The sequence below is a fragment of the Corynebacterium sp. Marseille-P4321 genome, from assembly GCF_903645305.1.
In the GTDB taxonomy this organism is placed as follows: domain Bacteria; phylum Actinomycetota; class Actinomycetes; order Mycobacteriales; family Mycobacteriaceae; genus Corynebacterium.
Window position 1 is genome coordinate 268,094 of the sequence record NZ_CAHJXO010000002.1, and the last position, 19,676, is coordinate 287,769.

Below are 19,676 nucleotides of genomic sequence, written 5' to 3' on the forward strand. Positions count from 1 at the left end.
GGGGTTCTAGGGTTTGCGCCATGATCAAGTTCAACACGCACAACCCGTTCAATGTCGTCCGCTCCCACAATCGCACCCGCGCCGCGTTGGCTCCCGAAGCTGCGGCCGCCCAGCTGCGCGACCGCCACGCCGAAACCCTCGACGCAGTCAACGCCGTCCTGCACCACCCGCGCTCACTATCGCGCCCCACAGCTTCTTGGCGCCCGCCGGTGGTGAAGCTGCCGCGCACCGACTTCGGGCCGCAGCTTTCCGTGGCCGTCACTCGTCGCAGGGTCGGTCCACGGGCGAGGGCGCGGATACAGGGCTACGGCGAAACACAGGTACCGGCCTACCTGGTGGAGATGAGGATCTCCGAGGCCTCGGGCGTACCGGTGGACACCGAGCTCACTGAGGCGTGGGTGCGCGCGATGGTGCCTGAAGACCACGCGCACGCGGTGCACGAGCTGCCCGCGGCGCGCGCGGTGAGCTACGTGTGGCTGGTGGACGGGACGTTTACCCCGATCGCGTCGCCGCCGTCCATGTTCGAGGGCCTCACCGCGGCGTAGGACGCGCCGCGGCGGAATCGGCGGGGCTAGTCCTCGTCGTCGAGGTCGGCGTCTTCGAGGTCGGCAAGGTCCTCGTCCAGGTCGGCGTCGACCTCGTCCTCGACGTCATCTTCAACGTCGTCCTCGATGTCGTCTTCCTCGATGTCGTCCTGGCCGAAGATGTCGTAGACGTCTGGTTCCTCGAAGTCTTCGTCCACGGGCAACAATTGTGCTTCCCAGTCCCCAGCCTGGTCGGCGGCGAGCGAAAGCACGTCGAAAAGCCTGTCAAAATCGGTGAAGCTGCCCAGCTCCAGGCGCTCCGCGTCCGCGACCGCCTCGTTGTGGATCGCGTCGAACAGTCGCGCGCGGTCCTCCTCCGTGAGCTCGGCGTCGCCGTCGGACTCCCACAGTTCGCCCTCGGCGTCCTCGATCACATCGTCGTAGTCGTCCGGCAGCGCCACGAAGGTCACCTTCGCGCACGGCACGCCGTCGACGGCCTCAACAACCACCTGCAGCTCGGCGTTCTCCCCCACCTCGGCGCGCACCTGCTGCGGGTTAAGGTGGTCCTGGAAGAACTCCAGGTCGCCGATGCGCTCGTCGGTGCCCTCGAGCAGGTCGCGCAACACGGTGACCACCTGGTCGGTGGCCATGTGCTCCGCCACCGCGGCCACGGCATCCTCCACGGAGAACACCACGGCCACCAGCACAGCCTCGAAGTCTTCGTCGTCCTCGTCCACATCCGCCGCCGCGATGTACACGTTCGCGGCTGGCAGGTGCGGGTCGATCTCCACAAACTGGATCTCCAGCGCCGCGGTCATCGGGACGAACATGGTGTCGCCGCCCACGCGCGACTCAATACCTTCGCGGTCCAGCGCGGCCGCGATGTCCTCGAAAAAGCTCATGGCAAACGGTTCCTTTACGCCTCGCACCAAGGGGACTGCCCCAGCCTAGCCACTCACGCCCCGCTGCGCGCACAACGCGCGAAAAAACGCCCGCTACTTCCCAGCCTTTTTACCCGCCGCTTTACGGTCAGCGCGCGGTGTGCACCGCCGCGCCTACTCGGTGCCTAGCTCATCCTCGGTGGGCAGGTCCGGCACATCCACGCCGAAGAACTCCGCAGCCGAATCGATGAGATCCTGGCGGTTGTTGCCCCACTCGCGCATGTCGAAGGATTCCCACGCCAGTCGTTGCGACGCCTTCGGGTCGTACTCCACGCGCGGCTCTAAATCGAACACGGCGGTCGCGCGGCCCGGTTTGTCGTCGCTGCGGAAGCCGTACACCGGCCACTCCGCACCCGGCGCGCCCGTGTGAAAGAAGCTGCCCCAGTGGTATTGCATCACCCGGCTGACCTCCTCGAACGCTTCCTTCGAGCCGAAGCGGTCCAGCTTGCTTGCTCGCGTGGCGTTCGCGTCGCCGAACACCGCCACCAGGTCGGCGGTGTGCATCGCGCCAAGGCCGAGCCGGCGCATGGTGGCGGACGCGTACTCGAAGCGGTACATCCACGTCGGCGCTTTACGACGGTGCGCGGTCGCCAAAATCACCGACGGCGCCCAGAACACCGCGTCCGCGATGAGGTCCGCGAAGTCGCCGCGTTCGCCCACGTAGCCGTAGGCGCGAAGCACGTCCAAGGCGTTTTCCGCGTCGAAGTTCTCCAACGCGCGTCGCGCGGCGCGCTGGCGCTGTTTCGTCGTTTGGTAAATCGCCTTGGCGAAGCTCGCCTCGTCGGAGTTCGTGCCCACGATCAGAGGTACCGCGGCCTGCTCGCCTTCCTCGAAGGTGTCGATGGGGTGCTTCGGCATCGTCGCGCCGTCGACGGTGGGCATGAAGCTGGAGTTCAGCTGCACGAGCTGCTTACCGTTGAGCAGCATGGACTGCCCGGCGCGGACGAGTTCTTCGGCGTCTACCTCGCGGAGCTCGTCGATAGTAGTTGTGCGCGGCAGGCCGAGTCTGTTAATCAGCTCGCGCACCCACATCGCGGCTTGCAGGCGCGAGTGCACGCTTGCTGGCGGCGGCGATTGCGCCACGGCGTGGTGGAACAGCCCGCGCGCGGCCGGGGCGCACATTAAGTGCATCACCGCGGCGCCGCCAGCGGATTCGCCCATGATGGTCACCTTGTTCGGGTCGCCGCCGAAGTTGGCGATGTTGTCGTGGATCCACTCCAGCGACAAGATCTGATCCATAATCGCCGGGTTAGCCACGCAATCCTTGCCCACCGAGCGGAAATCCAAATACCCCAACACGCCCAGCCGGAAGTTCACCGAGACGTACACCACGTCAGTGGCCTTGGCCAGGTAATGGCCCTGCAGCACCTTCTCGTTGCTCGCCCCTGTGACGAAGGTGCCGCCGTGGAAGTACACCACCACCGGCAGCACGTCGTCGGTGTCCGGCCGCACGATGTCCAGGGTGAGGCAGTCCTCGGTGCCCACCACCGCGTCGCGCCAGCCGAAGGTGCCCTGCATCGCGGGCGGGGCGAACGTTGTGGCGTCGCGCTCCCCCGCCCAGCGGCCGACGGGCTGCGGTGCGCGGAAACGGCACGCGCTGGCGGTGGAGGCGCCGTACGGGACACCGCGCCAGGTGCGCACGCCCGTGAGCTCGTCGACAATACCGCGCACTTTCCCCGCCGCCGTGTGTGCGACTGGATTCTTGGCGGCAATCATGCAGTAAACCCTAGTCTGTGCCCGGCGCGAGACAAGTAGCCGGAGGACAGGGCCTTAGGCCGCGACATCGGGGAATGCAGCGGGCACTGAGGCGTTGACAGGTGTACGGCTGCACGGTTTCCGTAGACTGAACCGGCAGCGCGCACGGCGGAAGTTCAAAGCCCGTGCGCTTTCACAGGCAGGCCCCAACGTTTGCGGAGCGGGCCGCGGACGTTGAAGGAGAAAACATGGTGTTTGGCCGCAAGAAGAAGCGCGACGCGGAGCTGGAAGCCGAGATCAACGCCGCCCGCGAGGCGGATCCGCGCCAGCTGGAGGAAGACGCCGGGATGCTGGGCAAGGCGTTTATCGGAGCCGTCGATAAGGCAGTGCACCTGCAAACCGGCACAATCCGCACCTACGTCAACTGGCTGCGCCGCCAGGACCCGGAGGCGAGCCCCGCGGAGATTCAGAAGCGGATGGATACCCACTTAAAGCGCGTGGTGTCCGGCACTGGTGCTGGCGCGGGTGCTGCGGCCGCGGTGCCGGGTGTCGGCCTGATTACGGGTGCCGCGGCGATCGCCGGCGAGTCCGCGCTGTTTCTAGACCTCGTGGCGTTCTACGCGGTGGCTTCTGCCTACCTGCGCGGCGAGGACATCAGCGACCCGGAGCGCCGCCGCCAGCTCGTGCTCTCAGTGCTCATGGGCGCAAAAGGCGTGGCGATTGTGGACGCGCTGGTGGGTGACGACGCCGAGCGCGTACCAGGCCGCGCCACCATGGCGAAGTTCTCAGGGCCCACACTCGTGGAAACGAACAACGTCATGCAGAAGATGATGATGCGCTCCCTGTCGAAGCAGATGCGCCGCGCGTTCCTGGGCAAGATGCTGCCGCTCGGCCTCGGCGCGGTGGCGGGCACGGCGGCGAACCGCAAGCTTCTAGACAAGGTCATCGAGAACATGCAGGGCTCCCTCGGCGCACTGCCCGCCGACTTCGCCACCCCGCTGCCGGAGAAAGAGTCGGACGAGGAAAAGGAGCTGGGCAAGCGCCTGAGCGCGAAGCCGCAGGAGTTCGCGGCGTGGTTCAAGGAGCACATGTCGCTTAACGACGGCTCCGCGGACGAACCCACCACCGACACCGACACCTCGGACGACGCCGACAACTCGGACGACGCCGACACCTCGGACGATACAGACGCCTCGGACGACACCGACACCTCGGACGACACCGACGCCTCGGACGACACCGACGCCGAGAAGCGCAACCCGCTGCGCGCCCTGCTGGGCCGCCGGAAGAAGGAGGACGAGGAAGACGACACTGAAGACACCGAAGAAGACACCGAGTAACCCCAGCCTGCTGCGCCGCTCCTTCGCGGCGAACCGCGGCGCGGCGGTTGCGGCGTTTCTCGCGGCGGCGATCGCCGCGCTCGCGCAGGTGGCGCAGCCGGCTCTGACGGGCCGGGCCATCGACAATGCCACCGGCAACGCGCAAGGCTCCGTAACCCGGGTGGCTTGGACCATGGTGGCCGTGGCTGCCGTGGGCTACGCGCTGTCGTTTCTGCGGCGCTTGAGTTCGGGCCACCTCGCGTCGCGCTCCCAGCACTGGCTGCGCACGGAGATCCTGCGCACGCTGCACCGCCTCGACGGGCCGGGCCAGGACCGAATTGTCACCGGGCAGATCGTCTCGCGCTCGATTTCAGATTTGAACCAGTACCACATGGTGCTGGGCAACACCCCAATGTTCTTCACGCGCGTGGTCACCCTCGCCGCGACGCTTTTCGTGATGCTGCGGATGAACGCGTCGCTCACCGTCCTCTCCCTCGCCCTGTTGCCGCTGATTTTGTGGGAGGCGAACCGCTCGCGCAAGACCCTTTACGCGGCAACCTGGGTGAACCAGCACGCCACGGCGGAGCTGGCGGAGCACGTGGAGCAGACCGTCTCCGGCGTGCGCGTGGTGAAAGCGTTCGGGCAGGAAGCGCGCGAGATAGACACGCTCGATTCCCTGGGCCGTCACCTCTATGCCGTCAAGATGCGCGCGGCGAAGCTCACGGCGCGCTTCCAGCCGGTGCTTACTCAGCTGCCGAAGGTGGCGCTAGTGGTCACCATCGTCGCCGGCGGTGTGTTGGCGGTGCGCGGGACGATCACCATCGGCGAGTTCGTGGCGTTTACCGCGTATCTCACCTCCATGACGTCCACAATGGCCATGCTGACCAACCAGTACGTGCGCCTGCAGATGGGCATGAGCTCCTTCGACCGTCTCGACGACGTGCTCAAACTCGCACCCGAGGACTCCCCTACTGAGCCCGCGCCGCCAGGCCCGGTGGGGCTGCGCTTTTCCGACGTGCACTTCGACGACGTACTTAACGGCTTCGACCTCACCGTGCACCCGGGCGAGACTGTGGCCATCGTCGGCCCGCCCGGCGCGGGCAAAACCATGGCGGTGCAGCTCGCCGGCGGGTTCTACCAGCCCGACGCCGGCGCCGTGAGCCTCTGCCCGGCAGCCCCAGACGCGCCGCCACTGAAGGATTCCGCACAGGGCCCGGAATCGTCCTGGGAAAATGAAGGATTTAACGCGCCGATGCAGAATCCTTCAGTGGCTGCTTCACGGGCGGCGTCACCAGCGGCGTCAGCGGCTCCACCAGCGGCGTCACCAGCGGCGTCACCAGCGCCTTCACCAGCGCCTTCACCAGCGGCCTCACGGCCATCAAGCACCCCAGAACAAACCTCCCTCCGCCAGAAGGTCACTTGCGTGTTCGACGACGCGTTTTTGTTCTCCTCCAGCGTCTTCGACAACATCGCCCTCGGCGCGAAAGACACCCGCAATCTCAAAGCCCGCGTGCACGAGGCGGCCCGGCTCGCCTGCGCGGACGAGTTCATCGAGCGCCTGCCCGAGGGGTTCGACACCCAGGTCGGCGAGCGCGGACTGACTTTATCCGGCGGCCAGCGCCAGCGCATCGCCCTCGCGCGTGCGCTCATGAGCGCGCCAGAGGTGCTTGTGCTTGACGACGCCACCAGCGCCATCGACGCCGTCACCGAAGCAGAGATCCTGGCCAACCTGCGCAACCATTTGGGCTCCGACGTGGCAGTGCTTACCGTGGCGCACCGCCAGTCCACCGCGGATCACGCGGACACTGTCGCCGTGGTGCGCGACGGGCGCGTGGTGAGCCAAGGCCCACGGGAGAAAATCACGCGAACCGAGGATTACCGGGCGATTATGAGTGCGGAGGTGGGGCGGGAACTCGTCGATAAGCCAGCCCCCGATGCGCTGTGGCCGGAGAACGCCGAACCTGAGCAGGAACGCGTGCTGGTGAGCACCTCTGGGCGCGCCTCCGGCGCTGTGAATGCCACCCCGGAGCTGCTCGCGCGCGTGGAGCGACTGCCTGAGGCGCGCGAGGAGCCCGGGCTGGCGGAAGAAACGCTGCACCGGCTGCGCACCCCGTCTAGCGAGTTCCGTGTCTCGCACCTGTTCCGCGCGGTGCGCTGGCTCATCGCGGCAACCGTCGCGCTGCTGGTCGTGGGCGTGGTGGCGGACCTGGCCTTCCCCACCCTCGTGCGCGCCGCGATCGACCGCGGCATCGCGCCCGCCGACACCGGGGCGCTCGCACGCACCGGTGTGGCGGCGCTCGCAGTGGTGATTGTGGCCTGGGCGTCCTCGGCAGCGATGACGGTGCTGTCCGCCCGCTCCGGCGAACGGCTGCTCTACGGCCTGCGGCTGCGCTCCTACGCGCACGTGCAGCAGCTCGGTCTGAGCTACTTCGAGTCGCGGCTGTCCGGCAAGATCATGACGCGCATGACCACGGACATCGACACGCTGTCCAGCTTCCTGCAAACGGGGCTTGCGCAGGCGATTGTTTCTGTGGCAACGCTCACCGGCGTGACCGTGATGCTGGTGGCCACCGACGGCCAGCTCACCCTCGTCGCGCTCGCTGCGGTGCCCGTGATCGTGGCCGCGACCTGGCTCTTCCGCCGCTACTCCAAACGCTTCTACTCCGCGGCGCGCGCGCAGATCTCGGAGGTCAACGGCGAGTTCGCCGAGCTGATCGGCGGCATCCGCGTCACCCAGATGCACCAGGCGGAGGCCCGCGCGGAGGCGCGCTTTAGCGAAATGAGCGACCTCTACCGCCGTCTGCGCCTGCGCTCCGCCGCGCTCGTGGCCGCCTACTTCCCCGGCATGCAGTTCATCTCCCAGGCCATGACGGCGGCCATTGTCGGCGTGGGCGCGGCCCGCGTGGCAGAGGGCACCCTATCTGTCGGCGTGCTCGTGGCGTTCACCATGTACCTCTCCCAGCTCTATGGCCCGATCCAGCAGCTCGGCCAGATCTTCGATTCCTGGCAGCAGGCCACGGTGAGCTTCGACCGCATCCGCGAGCTCCTCGCGGAGACCACCACGGTGCCGGACACGGGCACGGACCCCGGCGCGCAGGAGGCGGTGCGCGGCCCGCTCACGCTCGAGGGCGTCAGCTTCGCGTACAGCGAGGGCGCCGACCCGGTGGTTGAGGGCATGGACGTGCGCATCGAACCCGGCACCACAGTGGCGCTGGTGGGGCCGACGGGGGCGGGTAAGTCGACCGTCGTCAAGCTGCTTGCCCGCTTCTACGACCCCACCTCAGGCGCCGTGCGCGCCTCCGGCACCAACATCGCCGACTTCCCGCTTGCGCAGTGGCGCCGCGCCGTCGCGCAGGTGCCGCAGGAGTCCTACCTTTTCCCCGGCACGGTGGCCGACAACATCGCCTACGGCGTGCCCGGCGCCACCAACGCGCAGGTGCAGGAGGCAGTCGAGCGCATCGGCGCGCTCGGCGTCATTGCCACCATCCCCGGCGGCTTCAACGCGCGCGTCGGCGAGCGCGGACGGGGTCTAAGCTCCGGGCAGCGCCAAATCATCGCGCTGGCACGCGCGGAGATGCTCAAGCCGGGGGCTTTGCTTCTCGACGAAGCCACCGCCACCCTCGACCCCGCCACCGAACGAGCAGTGCTCGACGCCTCCGACCGCGCCGCCGAAGGCCGCACCTGCGTGGTGGTCGCGCACCGGCTCGCCACCGCGGCGCGCGCCGACCGCATCCTTGTCATTGACGGCGGCGAGGTGGTCGAAGACGGACCGCACGACACCCTCCTCGCCAGCGACGGGCGCTACGCGCGCATGTGGGCCGCCCACCGTTAAGAAATCACCTTTAGCAAACTCGGGACCAGGCAGTGTTACTTGGGGTGGGAGGACGTATCATAGGTGCTGGCTGCCACGCACCTCTGCTACACCCAAACGGCGGGGGTGGCGTGGACGACTATTACAGTCAAAGACACGTTCCGCGACAACAAACCTAAAGGAAGGCGAGAACCTGCCGTGAGCAGCGAAAACACTTTCGGCCAGAACAGCTGGCTGGTTGACGAGATGTTCCAGCAGTACAAGGAGGACCCCAACTCCGTGGATGCAGAATGGCGCGAGCTGTTCGACCAGAAGGGTGCTCCGAAGACCGCGAAGGGCACGCCGACCGTCACTCCTTCCGACGAAGGCGCGTCCACCCCCAAGACCGACCCGAAGGTTGCGCGCACCACCGGCGCCCCGTCCCAGGACGGCCGCGAAACCAAGGTGGACGAGGCAGCGGCGAAGGTTGCCAACAAGCCGGCGAAGAAGACCGCGCCGAAGGCGAAGACTTCCCCGCTGGACAACATCGCAGCCGTCGAGGTTGAGGCGGGCGAGACCCAGCTCAAGGGCGCGTTCAAGGCGATTGCGAAGAACATGAACGAGTCGCTCGAGGTGCCCACTGCAACCACCGTGCGCGACATGCCGGTCAAGCTCATGTTTGAAAACCGCGCGCTGATCAACGACCACCTGAAGCGCACCCGCGGCGGCAAGGTGTCGTTTACCCACATCATCGGCTACGCCATCGTGCAGGCCACCAAGCTCCACCCGGACATGAACAAGTACTACCGGGAGGAGGAGAAGAAGCAGTTCGCGGTCCAGCCGGAAAACATCAACCTGGGTCTGGCTATCGACCTGCCGGGCAAGAACGGTTCGCGCAACCTGGTCGTCGCCGCGATCAAGGAGTGCGAGAAGCTGTCCTTCTCCGAGTTCGTCGACGCGTACGAGGACATCGTGGTCCGCGCCCGCGACGGCAAGCTGACCATGGACGACTTCTCTGGCGTAACCATCCAGCTGACCAACCCGGGCGGCATCGGCACCCGCCACTCCATCCCGCGCCTGACCAAGGGCCAGGGCACCATCGTCGGTGTCGGCGCGATGGACTACCCGGCGGAGTTCGCGGGCGCCTCCGAGGACCGTCTCGCCGAGCTCGGCGTGGGCAAGCTGGTCACTTTGACCTCCACCTACGACCACCGCGTGATTCAGGGCGCGGAGTCGGGCGAGTTCCTCCGCGACATCTCGCAGTTGCTTATCGACGATAAGTTTTGGGACCAGATCTTCGAATCCCTCTCCATCCCGTTCGCACCGCTGCGTTGGGCACAGGACCTGCCGAACACCGGCATCAACAAGGACACCCGCGTCGCCCAGCTCATTGAGGCGTACCGTTCCCGCGGCCACCTGCTGGCGGACACGAACCCGCTGCGCTGGCACCAGCCGGGCCTGCCGAAGCCGGATTCGCGCGACCTGCTCATGGAAACCCACGGCCTGACTCTGTGGGACTTGGACCGCACCTTCCACGTCGGTGGTTTCGGCGGCAAGGAGACCATGACGCTGCGCGAGGTAATGACCCGCCTGCGCGCCGCCTACACCCTGCACGTCGGCTCCGAGTTCGCCCACATCATGGACCGCGACGAGCGCGAGTGGCTGCGCGACCGCGTCGAGGCTGGCATGCCGAAGCCGACGGGTGCGGAGCAGAAGTACATCCTGCAGAAGCTCAACGCCGCTGAGGCGTTCGAGAACTTCCTGCAGACGAAGTACCTGGGCCAGAAGCGCTTCTCGCTCGAGGGCGCGGAGACGCTCATCCCGCTGATGGACGCCATCATCGACACCGCCGCCGGCCAGGGGCTGGAAGAGGTTGTCATCGGTATGCCGCACCGCGGCCGCCTGAACGTGCTGTTCAACATCGTCGGCAAGCCGGTTGCCACCATCTTCTCCGAGTTTGAGGGCAACATGCAGTCCGCTCAGCAGGGCGGCTCCGGCGACGTGAAGTACCACCTCGGCTTCGAGGGCGAGCACATCCAGATGTTCGGCGACGGCGAGGTCAAGGTTTCCCTGGCCGCGAACCCGTCCCACCTGGAGACGGTCGACCCGGTGCTGGTGGGTATGGCCCGTGCGAAGGAAGACCTGATCAAGATGGAGTCCGGCCGCGAGGACCACCCGGTCATGCCGCTGATGCTCCACGGCGACGCCTCCTTCACCGGCCTGGGCGTGGTCCAGGAGACCCTGAACCTGTCGAAGCTGCCAGCCTACACCGTCGGCGGCACCATCCACATCGTGGTGAACAACCAGATCGGCTTCACCACCACCCCGGATTCAGGCCGTTCCTCCTTCTACGCCACCGACCTGGCCAAGGGCTTCGACTGCCCGGTGTTCCACGTCAACGGCGACGACCCGGAGGCCGCCGCTTGGGTTGCCCAGCTTGCCGCGGAGTACCGCCGCGAGTTCGGCAAGGACGTCTTCATCGACCTCATCTGCTACCGCCTGCGCGGCCACAACGAGGCCGACGACCCGACGGTGACCCAGCCGCTGATGTACGACCGCATCGAGTCCCACCCGTCGGTGCGCACCCGCTACACCCAGGACCTCATCGGCCGCGGCGACATCACCGAAGATGATGCACAGCGCGCTGCGCAGGACTTCCACGACCAGCTGGATTCCGTCTTCTCCGACGTGAAGAGCGAGGCGGGCCAGCCCTCCGAGCAGACCGGCATCACCGAGGCGCAGGAGCTCACCCGCGGCCTGGACACCTCCATCTCGGAGGAGCAGTTCGCCCGCCTCGCGGATGCGTACGCAAACCTGCCGGAGGACTTCACGCCGAACAAGCGCCTGAAGAGCGTGTTGAAGAAGCGCGGGGGCTCGCTTACCGACGGCGACATCGACTGGGGCTGGGGCGAGCTGCTCGCCTTCGGTTCGCTGGCCGAGCAGGGCAAGTTTGTCCGCCTCGCCGGTGAGGATTCCCAGCGCGGTACCTTCACCCAGCGCCACGCGGTGCTCTACGACCCGGATTCGGCCGAGCCGTTCAACCCGCTGGACTACAACGCGCAGGAGGCCGGCAACGGCGGCCGTTTCCAGGTGTGGAACTCCGCCCTGACCGAGTACGCAGGCATGGGCTTTGAGTACGGCTACACCCTGGGCAACCCGGACGCAGTGGTGAGCTGGGAGGCGCAGTTCGGCGACTTCGCCAACGGTGCCCAGACGATCATCGACGAGTACCTGGCGTCCTCCGAGACCAAGTGGGGCGAGCTGTCCTCCCTGATCTCGCTGCTGCCGCACGGCTACGAGGGCCAGGGCCCGGACCACTCCTCAGCCCGCATCGAGCGCTACCTGCAGCTCGTCGCCGAAGGTTCGATGACCATCGCCCAGCCGTCCACCCCGGCGAACCACTTCCACCTGCTGCGCCGCCAGGCACTGGGTGACATGAAGCGCCCGCTGGTGGTCTTCACCCCGAAGTCGATGCTGCGTAACAAGGCCGCTGTGTCCCAGCCGTCCGACTTCACCGAGGTGGACCGCTTCCAGTCCGTCATCGACGACCCGAACTTCGTTGAGCGCGGCAACAAGAAGGTCGGCGATACCGACAAGGTTGAGACGATCCTGCTGTGCTCCGGCAAGATCTACTGGGAGCTGGCGAAGAAGCAGGCCGAGGACGGCCGCGACGACGTTGCCATCATCCGCGTGGAGATGCTGCACCCGATCCCGTTCAACCGCATCGCCGACGCGTTCGCGAACTACCCGAACGCGAAGCAGGTGCGTTGGGTGCAGGACGAGCCGGCGAACCAGGGTGCGTGGCCGTTCTACAACGAGCACCTGCGCAACTTCGTGCCGGACATGCCGGAGATGGTCCGCGTGTCCCGCCGTGCACAGTCCACCACCGCCACCGGTGTGGCCAAGGTGCACCAGCAGGAAGAGAAGCAGCTGCTTGAAGAGGCGTTCGCGCCGCTCGAGGGCTAACCCGCTGCCCATAGCGCTCTAGAAAAAGGGGCCGGGGCCGCCAGCACGCATCACGCGCGTTGGCGGCCCCGGCCCCTTTGTTATGCGGTGTCCCCCCGGTGTTGTTCGGTGGCTAGTTAGAGGTTGCCGAGTCCAAGTCCACCGGATCCACCGGGTCGCCCGCGTAAACGTCGATCTGGGCGTACTCGAGCAGCCAGTCACGCACGCAGTCACGCAGCGGGGTGCCGTCTTCGTACTCTTCGACCATCTCGGCGATTTCGTCGGTGGCCATCACGCGGGTCATGAAGTTCACGCGCTGCACCTCGCCGCGGTCCAGGATGCCTTTGCTGAAGAGGGGGATGATGTTCTGCGCCAGCTCGTCGTCAAGCTTGCCCTTTGCCCCGCACCCCTGCGCGGGCGAGGGGTCCACCGACTGCACATCGCCCGGCAGCGTGGCCACGGCCTGGGCGTAGACCCTGTCCGAATACGGCGCGTCCGCCTCCGCGCGTGTCTGCTCGCTCTCCCCCGCCAGCCGCTTAGCCGCCTCCGGATTCTGCGCCTCGAGCAGCTCGCCGCTGCACGTGATGGTGAAATCCACGGGGGCGCGCTTGAGCATATCCAGCGCGTCGGTGTTGCCCTCGAAGCCGGCGAGCGCGGTCACGCTCACCGGGCGGCCCTGCGCCGTGAGCACCCGGTTGTAAATCTCGGCGAGAATAATCTGTTCCGTGTCGGTCGCGTCGATGCCGATGGCCACCGCGGGCTTCTCCTGCGCCGAGAGCGAATCTGCGGCCGAGCAGGCAGTGGTGCCGGCCGCGAGCGAGAGCGCGGCTAACGCGGCGAGGCGGTGCTTCAGTGGCATGGGCAAGCTTCCTTCTTCCCCGGGCGCGGGGGTTCATCGGGTGTGTACAGAAAACGGGCCAGCCGAATCCGGCTGGCCCGCTGCGGCGCGGCTACGCCTCCGGGGCGGTGCCTTCCTCCCGCGGCTGCTGCTGCACCGGCGGAGTGGCGCCCGCTGCGGCGATCATGTCGCGCGCCTGCGGGGCAACGTCCGGCTCACACAACACATCGTAGCGCCCGGCCACGATGGCAGTTGCAGAGGAGAAGTCGCGGTTGCCGCCGGAGAACGCGTAACCGATGCCGGCGAAGATCACGCCGAAGATCGCACCGATCAAAAGCGCCCAGAAGAAGATGCTCCAGCCAGTGCCTGGCACGGCGAACAGCGCGAAGATCAGGCCGATGAACAGACCCATCCACACGCCGGACAGCGCGCCCGCACCGAGCACCTTCGGCCAGGTCAGGCGGCCGGTAATGGATTCCACCTGCATGAGGTCCACGCCGACAATCGTCAGCTTCTGCACGGGGAACTCCTGGTCCGACAGGGAGTCCACGGCGCGTTGCGCCTCCGCGTAGGTTTTGAAGCTTCCCACGGGCCAGCCGGTGGGCACCTGGCGCGATGCGGGGGTGTTCATCGGGCGAGTCATCTAACGAACCAAATCCTTCTACATATCTGTTTCAGGGTTACCGACGCAATTGTATCGGCGCGTGCGAGAAGTTGTGATTCTTGGTCTGCAAGTTTCCGGGTTTCCGGCGCGTGCAGCTGCGGGCTTATACTTGCGGGCACCATGGCTACCGCACATCAAGTATCAGAAGAAGTTGTGCGCGAGGCGCTCTCGCGCGTGGATGACCCAGAGATTGGCAAGCCGATCACGGAGCTGGGCATGGTCGAATCCGTCACCGTCTCCGGCGGGGACGTGAAGGTGGGCATCTATCTCACCATCGCGGGTTGCCCGATGCGCGAGACGATTCAGTCCGACGTACGCGCCGTCGTCGAAGAGCTCGAAGGCGTTGAGCGCGTCGAGGTGGAGATGCACACGATGAGCGACGAGCAGCGCCGCGCCCTTTCGGAGAAGCTGCGTTCCGAGCAGACCGGCCCCGTCATCCCGTTCGCGGACCCGGATACGCGGACGCGTATCTTCGCGGTGGCCTCGGGCAAGGGCGGCGTGGGCAAGTCCTCGATGACGGTGAACCTGGCCACGGCACTCGCCGCGCAGGGCTTGAGCGTGGGCATTGTCGACGCCGACATTTACGGCCACTCCATCCCGGGGCTCATGGGCTCCGTGGACAAGGCGCCGACGGTGGTGGACGACATGATCATGCCGCCGATCACCCACGACGTGCGCCACATCTCCATCGGCCAGTTCGTGGAGGGCAACGCGCCGGTGGTGTGGCGCGGGCCGATGCTCACCCGCGCGATCCAGCAGTTCCTCGCGGACGTGTACTGGGGCGATCTGGACGTGCTGTTCATGGACCTGCCCCCGGGCACCGGCGATGTCGCGATTACGGTCGCGCAGCTGGTGCCGAACGCGGAGCTGATCATCGTCACTACCCCGCAGGCGGCAGCGGCCGAGGTCGCGGAGCGCGCGGGCACGATCGCGCAGCAGACCGATCAGAAGATCGCGGGCGTGATTGAGAACATGTCGGGGCTTTTGCTTGACGACGGCTCCGTGCTCAACGTCTTCGGCGAAGGCGGCGGCCAGCAGGTGGCCGAGCGCTTAAGCCAGCTCACCGGCAACCCGGACGAAGAGGTGCCGCTGCTCGGCTCCGTGCCGCTCGACCCGAAGCTGCGCGAGCACGGCGACACCGGCTCCCCCATCGTCATTTCCGAGCCGGATTCCCCGGCAGCGCAGGCGATCAACAAAATCGCGGGCCAGCTCAAAGTGCGCCGCGACTCCCTCGCCGGAAAGAGCCTCAACCCGCAGGTTAGGTGATATCCGCCCAGGAGAAGCCGCCCCCGCCCTCCTTCGGCTTGGGTTGCGACGGCTGAGCGGGCGGCGGCGCGGGCGGGCGCGGCTTCGAACCGCTGGGGCGCGGGCCCGACTTCACCGGGCCGGTGTTCCCCTGCATCATTTCGCGCGGGTCGAAGCTGTCCAGGTAGCTCTCGTCGCCGTCGAAAAGCACTTTTGCCACTGCCCGCTTCGGCCCCATCGCCGCGTACTGCGTGACGGTGTCCATCGAGCCTTTGAACTCCTCGAAATCCTCCCCCAGCTCCCCGTTGAGCTCCGCCTTCGCGTTGTTGATGGCCTTGCGCGCCGCGTAAATGGCCGCGCGCACGTCTTCCACCACGCCCGGGAGGCGCTCCGGGCCGATGATGATCAGCCCCACGATAAGGACGGTAAAAATCTCGCCCCAGCCGATGTTGGAAAACACGGCCCTTACCTTACCCCCGCGGCTTGAAGGCGCGAAGCGCCGCCTCCAAGCGGTCGAAGACGCGGCTGCCGGTGCGCTCATCTACCTCGTCGCCCGGAAAATCCGCGGCTTTTAGCATGGCCAACCGCGCCACCAACTCCGCGGGGGCGTGCACGTCGTCGCTGTTGCAGCACAACCGGTCCGAGGCGCCGCGCTGCGCTTCCACCTCAGCGCGGCACTCCTCGCACACGTGCAGGTGCTGGGCGGCGCGCACCACGGCAGACTCAGGCAACTCGCAGTCCACCCACGCCGCGATCGCCTCAGTGCTCAAGTGGTCCGTGGAGTGGAACGTCTGCTTGCCCGTCCGGTCCGACATCGCATCTCCTCCCTTCGGCGTTCAAGCCTAGCGGGCGCGGATGAGTTCCTTCGCCGCCGCGTCGTTTGCCGCCTGAGCTTCGAGCGACTCGCGCAGCTGGGCGCGGCCGCGGTGGATGCGCGAGCGCACCGTGCCCATCTTCACGCCGAGGGTCTCCCCGATCTCCTCGTAGCTCATGCCCACGACGTCACACAGCACCACGGCCACGCGGAACTCAGGGCTCAACTCGTCCAGCGCAGACTGCAGCACCGGGTCAAGGTTCGCCGCGGTGTACGCCTGCTCCGGCGTCATGTCGGTGCCCGCCACGCGCTCGTAGTCCTCCGGCAGCGCCTCCATCCGGATCTTCGCGCGGCGGCGCACCATATCCAGGAACAGGTTGGTGGTAATGCGGTGCAGCCAGCCTTCAAACGTGCCGGGCTGGTACTTCTTCAGGTTCTTGAACACGCGCATGAACGTCTCCTGCGTGAGGTCCTCTGCGTCGTGCTGGTTGCCGGACAGGCGGTACGCGAGGCGGTAGACGCTGTCGGCGTGCTCGGCCACAAGTTCCGCCCACGACGGCATGGGGGCCTGGCCAGCGTCGAAAGCCGCGGTGCCGGTGAGCTCCCCGCCCTCTACCTCATCTGTCGGCACATCCGCGCCAGCGCTCTCGCGTGTCATGGCTGGTATTGTCTCACGCCTACTTCCGGCGCACCAGAAAAGCGGCTGGGAACTTGCTGGGCACCCGTGAGGCGCCCGGCGGGTGGCTATGATGTCGGGTGTGACTGAGACCGCGTATGCCGAAATGACCGCCTACATCGCCAACCGCAGCGACGCCGCCGAGCACCTGCCGCCCGAGGTGGCCCAGGCGGTGCGCAACGCGCGCGAGGACGCCGCCGAAAACGGCGTGCCCGCTCCCTCGCCAGCCGTGGGCGACCTGCTGACGGTGCTCGCCGCGGCAAGCGGCGCAAAGGGTGCCCAGGGTGCCGTGGCGGTAACCCCCGCCGCAGGCGTCGTCGGCTTGCACCTGCTCGCGGGCCTGCCGGAGAAGGCAACGCTGACCTGCATTGAGCCGGAGGCCGCGCTGCAGGCGGGCGCGAAGGACTTCTTCCGTTCCGCCGGCTACGCGTCCTCGCGCGTGCGCTTCCTCACCGCGCGCCCCCTCGATGTGCTCGGCCGCCTGGCCAACGGCGCGTACCAGCTCGTCTACGCCGACGTCGCGCCCACGGAGCTCACCACGTTCATCGAGCAGGCCTGGCCGCTGCTCGCCCCCGGCGGCACGCTAGTTATCGCAGGTTCGCTTCTCGACGGAACCGTGGCGGACCACACCCGCCGCGACCGCGCGACGGAGGCGGCTCGGGAGGCGGAAGCCTTCGTCGATAAGCAATCGCTCGAACAAGGCGCAGCCGTCGCCCGCCTGCCTCTCGACGGCGGGCTGACGCTGCTGACAAAAACCGTCTAGCGCCGCAGCGCTACACCACCTCGCCCTTGCCTACAACCACGACACCGTTGTCGGAGACGGTGTAGCGCTCGCGGTCGCGCTCCGGATCCACGCCAATGATCTCGCCGTCGGAGACGTAGACGTTCTTGTCCAAAATGGCGTGGCGCACCACCGCGCCCTTGCCCACGCGCACCCCCGGCATGAGCACCGAGCCCTCCACCGTGGCGCCCTCCTCCACGCGCACATCCGTGGAAAGCACCGAGTTACGCACCGTCGCGCCCGAGACAATCGAACCCGAAGCGATGATGGATTCCTGCGCGATGCCGCCCATCACGAACTTCGCCGGCGGCAAGTTGTCCTCTTCCGTCGCGTGAATCGGCCAAGCCTTGTTGTACAGGTTAAACACCGGGTGCGAGGAAATGAGATCCATGTGCGCCTCGTAGAACGAGTCGATCGTGCCGACGTCGCGCCAGTAGCCCTTGTCGCGCTCCGTGGCGCCCGGCACCTCGTTGGAGGAAAAGTCGTACACATTCGCCTCGCCCTGGGAGACGAAGTACGGAATGATGTCGCCGCCCATGTCGTGGTCCGAGTCCTCGTTCTGCTCGTCCTCCAGCAGGGCCTTGATCAGCGCCTCGGTGGAGAAGCAGTAGTTGCCCATCGACGCGTACGTCATCTCCGGGTCATCCGGGGTGCCCGGCGGGTCGGCCGGCTTCTCCAGGAACTCGGTGATCGTGCCGTCGTCGTCAGCCTCGATGCAGCCGAACGCCGTCGCCTCGGAGCGCGGCACGCGGATACCGGCCACCGTGGCGGCCTTGCCGGAGGCGATGTGGTCCTCCACCATCTGGGAGGGGTCCATGCGGTAGACGTGGTCCGCGCCGAAAACCAAAACGTAGTCCGGCATATCGTCGTAGATCAGGTTCAGCGACTGCACGATCGCGTCCGCCGAGCCGGTGTACCAGCGCTTGCCGCGGCGCTGCTGCGCCGGCACCGACGCGATGTACTGCGGCGTTGGGCCCGAGACGTTCCAAGCCGTGGCCACGTGGCGGTCCAGCGAGTGCGACTTGTACTGGGTGAGCACCGCAATACGCAGGTAGCCCGCGTTGACAAGGTTGGACAACACAAAGTCGATGAGACGGTAGTTGCCGCCGAAAGGAACGGCGGGCTTGGCGCGGTCTGCGGTGAGCGGGAAAAGGCGCTTCCCCTCGCCGCCCGCGAGAACAATGGCAAGAACTCGAGGCGTGGATTTCATGGCCCCCAGGATATTGAGACTTGAGCGTCCGTGCAGCGAAACCGGAACGTGGTTAAGCTCGGCGGGCATGAAAGTCGGAATGCTGACCAGAGAGTACCCGCCGGAGGTCTACGGTGGCGCCGGCGTCCACGTCACCGAGCTCACCCGCTTCATGCGCGAGATCGCGGAGGTGGACGTGCACTGCATGGGCGAACCGCGCGACGAGGCCGGGGTGTTCGTGCACGGCGTCGACCCGGAGCTGGCAGACGCCAACGGGGCGATCAAGACCTTGTCCACCGGACTGCGCATGGCGGAAGCCACCGCGGGACTGGACGTGGTGCACTCCCACACCTGGTACGCGGGCCTCGGCGGGCACCTGTCAGGCTTGCTGCACGAGATCCCGCACGTGGTCACCGCGCACTCGCTGGAGCCGGACCGCCCGTGGAAGCGCGAGCAGCTCGGCGGCGGCTACAACGTTTCGTCGTGGAGCGAGAAGAACGCGATGGAAAACGCCGACGCCGTCATCGCCGTGTCTTCGGGTATGAAGGACGCGATTTTGCGCGCCTACCCGGCCATCGACCCGGAGAAGGTCCACGTGGTGCTCAACGGCATCGACCCGGAGAAGTGGTACCCGGGCTCCGGCACCATCGCCGACGAGCTCGGGGTGGATTCCTCGCGCCCGGTCGCCTCGTTCGTCGGACGCATCACGCGCCAGAAAGGCGTGCCGCACCTGCTCAAGGCAGTGCGCCAGTTCGACGAGGACATCCAGCTCATCCTGTGCGCCGGCGCGCCCGACACAAAAGAGATCGCCGCCGAGACGCAGCAGCTTGTCGACGAGCTCCGCTCCGAACGCGACGGCATCTTCTGGGTCGAGGAAATGCTGCCGCCTGAGAAGATCCGGGAGGTCTACGCGGCCTCCGACGTGTTTGTCTGCCCGTCGATCTACGAGCCGTTGGGCATCGTGAACCTGGAGGCGATGGCGTGCGGCACCGCCGTGGTGGCCTCGCGTGTGGGCGGCATCCCCGAGGTTGTGGTGGACGGGGAAACCGGCGTGCTGGTTGACTACGACGCCGACGACGCCGAAGGCTTCGAGCGAGACATCGCCGAGGCCGTGAACGCCGTCGCCGCGGATTCGGAGCGATCCACCGCAATGGGCAAGGCGGGCCTGAATCGCGCCCGTGAAGAGTTCTCTTGGCGCACCATCGCCGAGCAGACCGTGGACATTTACAAGACGCTGATTTAGGAAGCAAGATTG

Annotated in this window: 15 protein-coding genes; 7 read left to right on the forward strand and 8 right to left on the reverse strand. The window is 66.9% G+C overall.

The window, feature by feature from the left end:
* Nucleotides 1-20 precede the first annotated feature (20 nt).
* On the forward strand, nucleotides 21-545 hold the full coding sequence (locus tag HWX32_RS06520; RefSeq protein WP_254868312.1) for a hypothetical protein: 525 nt from the start codon (nucleotides 21-23) through the stop codon (nucleotides 543-545).
* 26 nt (nucleotides 546-571) lie between these two features.
* On the opposite strand, the gene HWX32_RS06525 is transcribed toward HWX32_RS06520, so the two are convergent.
* Together HWX32_RS06525 and HWX32_RS06530 are read right to left on the reverse strand one after the other, a co-directional pair.
* A complete protein-coding gene (locus HWX32_RS06525; RefSeq protein ID WP_175935239.1) occupies nucleotides 572-1,426 on the reverse strand; it encodes a hypothetical protein in 855 nt (284 codons plus the stop codon).
* Nucleotides 1,427-1,579: 153 nt separating this feature from the next.
* A complete protein-coding gene (locus HWX32_RS06530; protein ID WP_175935240.1) occupies nucleotides 1,580-3,181 on the reverse strand; it encodes a carboxylesterase/lipase family protein in 1,602 nt (533 codons plus the stop codon).
* A 227-nt stretch (nucleotides 3,182-3,408) separates the two neighbouring features.
* Here HWX32_RS06530 and HWX32_RS06535 point away from each other — a divergent pair, with 227 nt between their 5' ends.
* The 3 genes from HWX32_RS06535 to HWX32_RS06545 all read left to right on the forward strand — a co-directional run bounded on the left by HWX32_RS06535 (nucleotide 3,409) and on the right by HWX32_RS06545 (nucleotide 12,235).
* Nucleotides 3,409-4,500 carry a hypothetical protein gene (locus HWX32_RS06535; protein ID WP_175935241.1) on the forward strand — a complete coding sequence of 364 codons (1,092 nt, stop codon included), beginning with the start codon at nucleotides 3,409-3,411 and terminating at the stop codon, nucleotides 4,498-4,500.
* Between the two features lie 10 nt (nucleotides 4,501-4,510).
* The gene (locus tag HWX32_RS06540) at nucleotides 4,511-8,311 is read left to right on the forward strand and encodes an ABC transporter ATP-binding protein (protein ID WP_368485906.1); all 3,801 of its coding nucleotides are present in this window, start codon (nucleotides 4,511-4,513) and stop codon (nucleotides 8,309-8,311) included.
* 177 nt (nucleotides 8,312-8,488) lie between these two features.
* The gene (locus tag HWX32_RS06545; RefSeq protein ID WP_175935243.1) at nucleotides 8,489-12,235 is read left to right on the forward strand and encodes a multifunctional oxoglutarate decarboxylase/oxoglutarate dehydrogenase thiamine pyrophosphate-binding subunit/dihydrolipoyllysine-residue succinyltransferase subunit; all 3,747 of its coding nucleotides are present in this window, start codon (nucleotides 8,489-8,491) and stop codon (nucleotides 12,233-12,235) included.
* 112 nt (nucleotides 12,236-12,347) lie between these two features.
* Here HWX32_RS06545 and HWX32_RS06550 read toward each other — a convergent pair whose 3' ends face one another.
* Both HWX32_RS06550 and HWX32_RS06555 read right to left on the reverse strand, forming a co-directional pair.
* The gene (locus HWX32_RS06550; protein ID WP_175935244.1) at nucleotides 12,348-13,073 is read right to left on the reverse strand and encodes a hypothetical protein; all 726 of its coding nucleotides are present in this window, start codon (nucleotides 13,071-13,073) and stop codon (nucleotides 12,348-12,350) included.
* A 91-nt stretch (nucleotides 13,074-13,164) separates the two neighbouring features.
* Entirely contained in the window at nucleotides 13,165-13,695 is a 531-nt protein-coding gene (locus tag HWX32_RS06555; RefSeq protein WP_175935245.1) for a general stress protein, read from the reverse strand.
* Between the two features lie 141 nt (nucleotides 13,696-13,836).
* On the opposite strand from HWX32_RS06555, the gene HWX32_RS06560 reads away from it, so the two are divergent.
* Entirely contained in the window at nucleotides 13,837-14,982 is a 1,146-nt protein-coding gene (locus HWX32_RS06560) for an Mrp/NBP35 family ATP-binding protein (RefSeq protein ID WP_175935246.1), read from the forward strand.
* Here the strand turns inward: HWX32_RS06560 and tatB are convergent.
* Genes tatB through sigE form a run of 3 tightly spaced genes read right to left on the reverse strand, consistent with a single transcriptional unit; the run spans nucleotide 14,975 to nucleotide 16,433 of the window.
* On the reverse strand, nucleotides 14,975-15,421 hold the full coding sequence (tatB, locus tag HWX32_RS06565) for a Sec-independent protein translocase protein TatB (RefSeq protein ID WP_175935247.1): 447 nt from the start codon (nucleotides 15,419-15,421) through the stop codon (nucleotides 14,975-14,977). The genes HWX32_RS06560 and tatB overlap by 8 nt on opposite strands.
* A gap of 10 nt (nucleotides 15,422-15,431) precedes the next feature.
* Nucleotides 15,432-15,776, reverse strand: coding sequence for a hypothetical protein (locus HWX32_RS06570; RefSeq protein WP_175935248.1), 345 nt, complete (start codon nucleotides 15,774-15,776; stop codon nucleotides 15,432-15,434).
* A 27-nt stretch (nucleotides 15,777-15,803) separates the two neighbouring features.
* Complete coding sequence (gene sigE, locus HWX32_RS06575) at nucleotides 15,804-16,433, reverse strand: RNA polymerase sigma factor SigE (protein ID WP_175935249.1); 630 nt, start codon at nucleotides 16,431-16,433, stop codon at nucleotides 15,804-15,806.
* Between the two features lie 100 nt (nucleotides 16,434-16,533).
* Here sigE and HWX32_RS06580 point away from each other — a divergent pair, with 100 nt between their 5' ends.
* Nucleotides 16,534-17,214 carry an O-methyltransferase gene (locus HWX32_RS06580; protein WP_254868313.1) on the forward strand — a complete coding sequence of 227 codons (681 nt, stop codon included), beginning with the start codon at nucleotides 16,534-16,536 and terminating at the stop codon, nucleotides 17,212-17,214.
* A 10-nt stretch (nucleotides 17,215-17,224) separates the two neighbouring features.
* On the opposite strand, the gene glgC is transcribed toward HWX32_RS06580, so the two are convergent.
* On the reverse strand, nucleotides 17,225-18,442 hold the full coding sequence (gene glgC / locus HWX32_RS06585) for a glucose-1-phosphate adenylyltransferase (RefSeq protein WP_175935250.1): 1,218 nt from the start codon (nucleotides 18,440-18,442) through the stop codon (nucleotides 17,225-17,227).
* A 67-nt stretch (nucleotides 18,443-18,509) separates the two neighbouring features.
* Here glgC and glgA point away from each other — a divergent pair, with 67 nt between their 5' ends.
* Nucleotides 18,510-19,664 carry a glycogen synthase gene (glgA, locus tag HWX32_RS06590; protein WP_175935251.1) on the forward strand — a complete coding sequence of 385 codons (1,155 nt, stop codon included), beginning with the start codon at nucleotides 18,510-18,512 and terminating at the stop codon, nucleotides 19,662-19,664.
* Nucleotides 19,665-19,676 lie beyond the last annotated feature (12 nt).

Excerpts from the sequence above, each read along its gene's own strand:
- HWX32_RS06520 (WP_254868312.1), top strand. The coding sequence starts at position 21 with ATGATCAAGTTCAACACGCACAACCCGTTCAATGTCGTCCGCTCCCAC.
- HWX32_RS06525 (WP_175935239.1), bottom strand. The coding sequence starts at position 1,426 with ATGAGCTTTTTCGAGGACATCGCGGCCGCGCTGGACCGCGAAGGTATT.
- HWX32_RS06530 (WP_175935240.1), bottom strand. The coding sequence starts at position 3,181 with ATGATTGCCGCCAAGAATCCAGTCGCACACACGGCGGCGGGGAAAGTG.
- HWX32_RS06535 (WP_175935241.1), top strand. The coding sequence starts at position 3,409 with ATGGTGTTTGGCCGCAAGAAGAAGCGCGACGCGGAGCTGGAAGCCGAG.
- HWX32_RS06550 (WP_175935244.1), bottom strand. The coding sequence starts at position 13,073 with ATGCCACTGAAGCACCGCCTCGCCGCGTTAGCCGCGCTCTCGCTCGCG.
- HWX32_RS06555 (WP_175935245.1), bottom strand. The coding sequence starts at position 13,695 with ATGACTCGCCCGATGAACACCCCCGCATCGCGCCAGGTGCCCACCGGC.
- HWX32_RS06560 (WP_175935246.1), top strand. The coding sequence starts at position 13,837 with ATGGCTACCGCACATCAAGTATCAGAAGAAGTTGTGCGCGAGGCGCTC.
- HWX32_RS06570 (WP_175935248.1), bottom strand. The coding sequence starts at position 15,776 with ATGTCGGACCGGACGGGCAAGCAGACGTTCCACTCCACGGACCACTTG.
- sigE (WP_175935249.1), bottom strand. The coding sequence starts at position 16,433 with ATGACACGCGAGAGCGCTGGCGCGGATGTGCCGACAGATGAGGTAGAG.
- glgC (WP_175935250.1), bottom strand. The coding sequence starts at position 18,442 with ATGAAATCCACGCCTCGAGTTCTTGCCATTGTTCTCGCGGGCGGCGAG.
- glgA (WP_175935251.1), top strand. The coding sequence starts at position 18,510 with ATGAAAGTCGGAATGCTGACCAGAGAGTACCCGCCGGAGGTCTACGGT.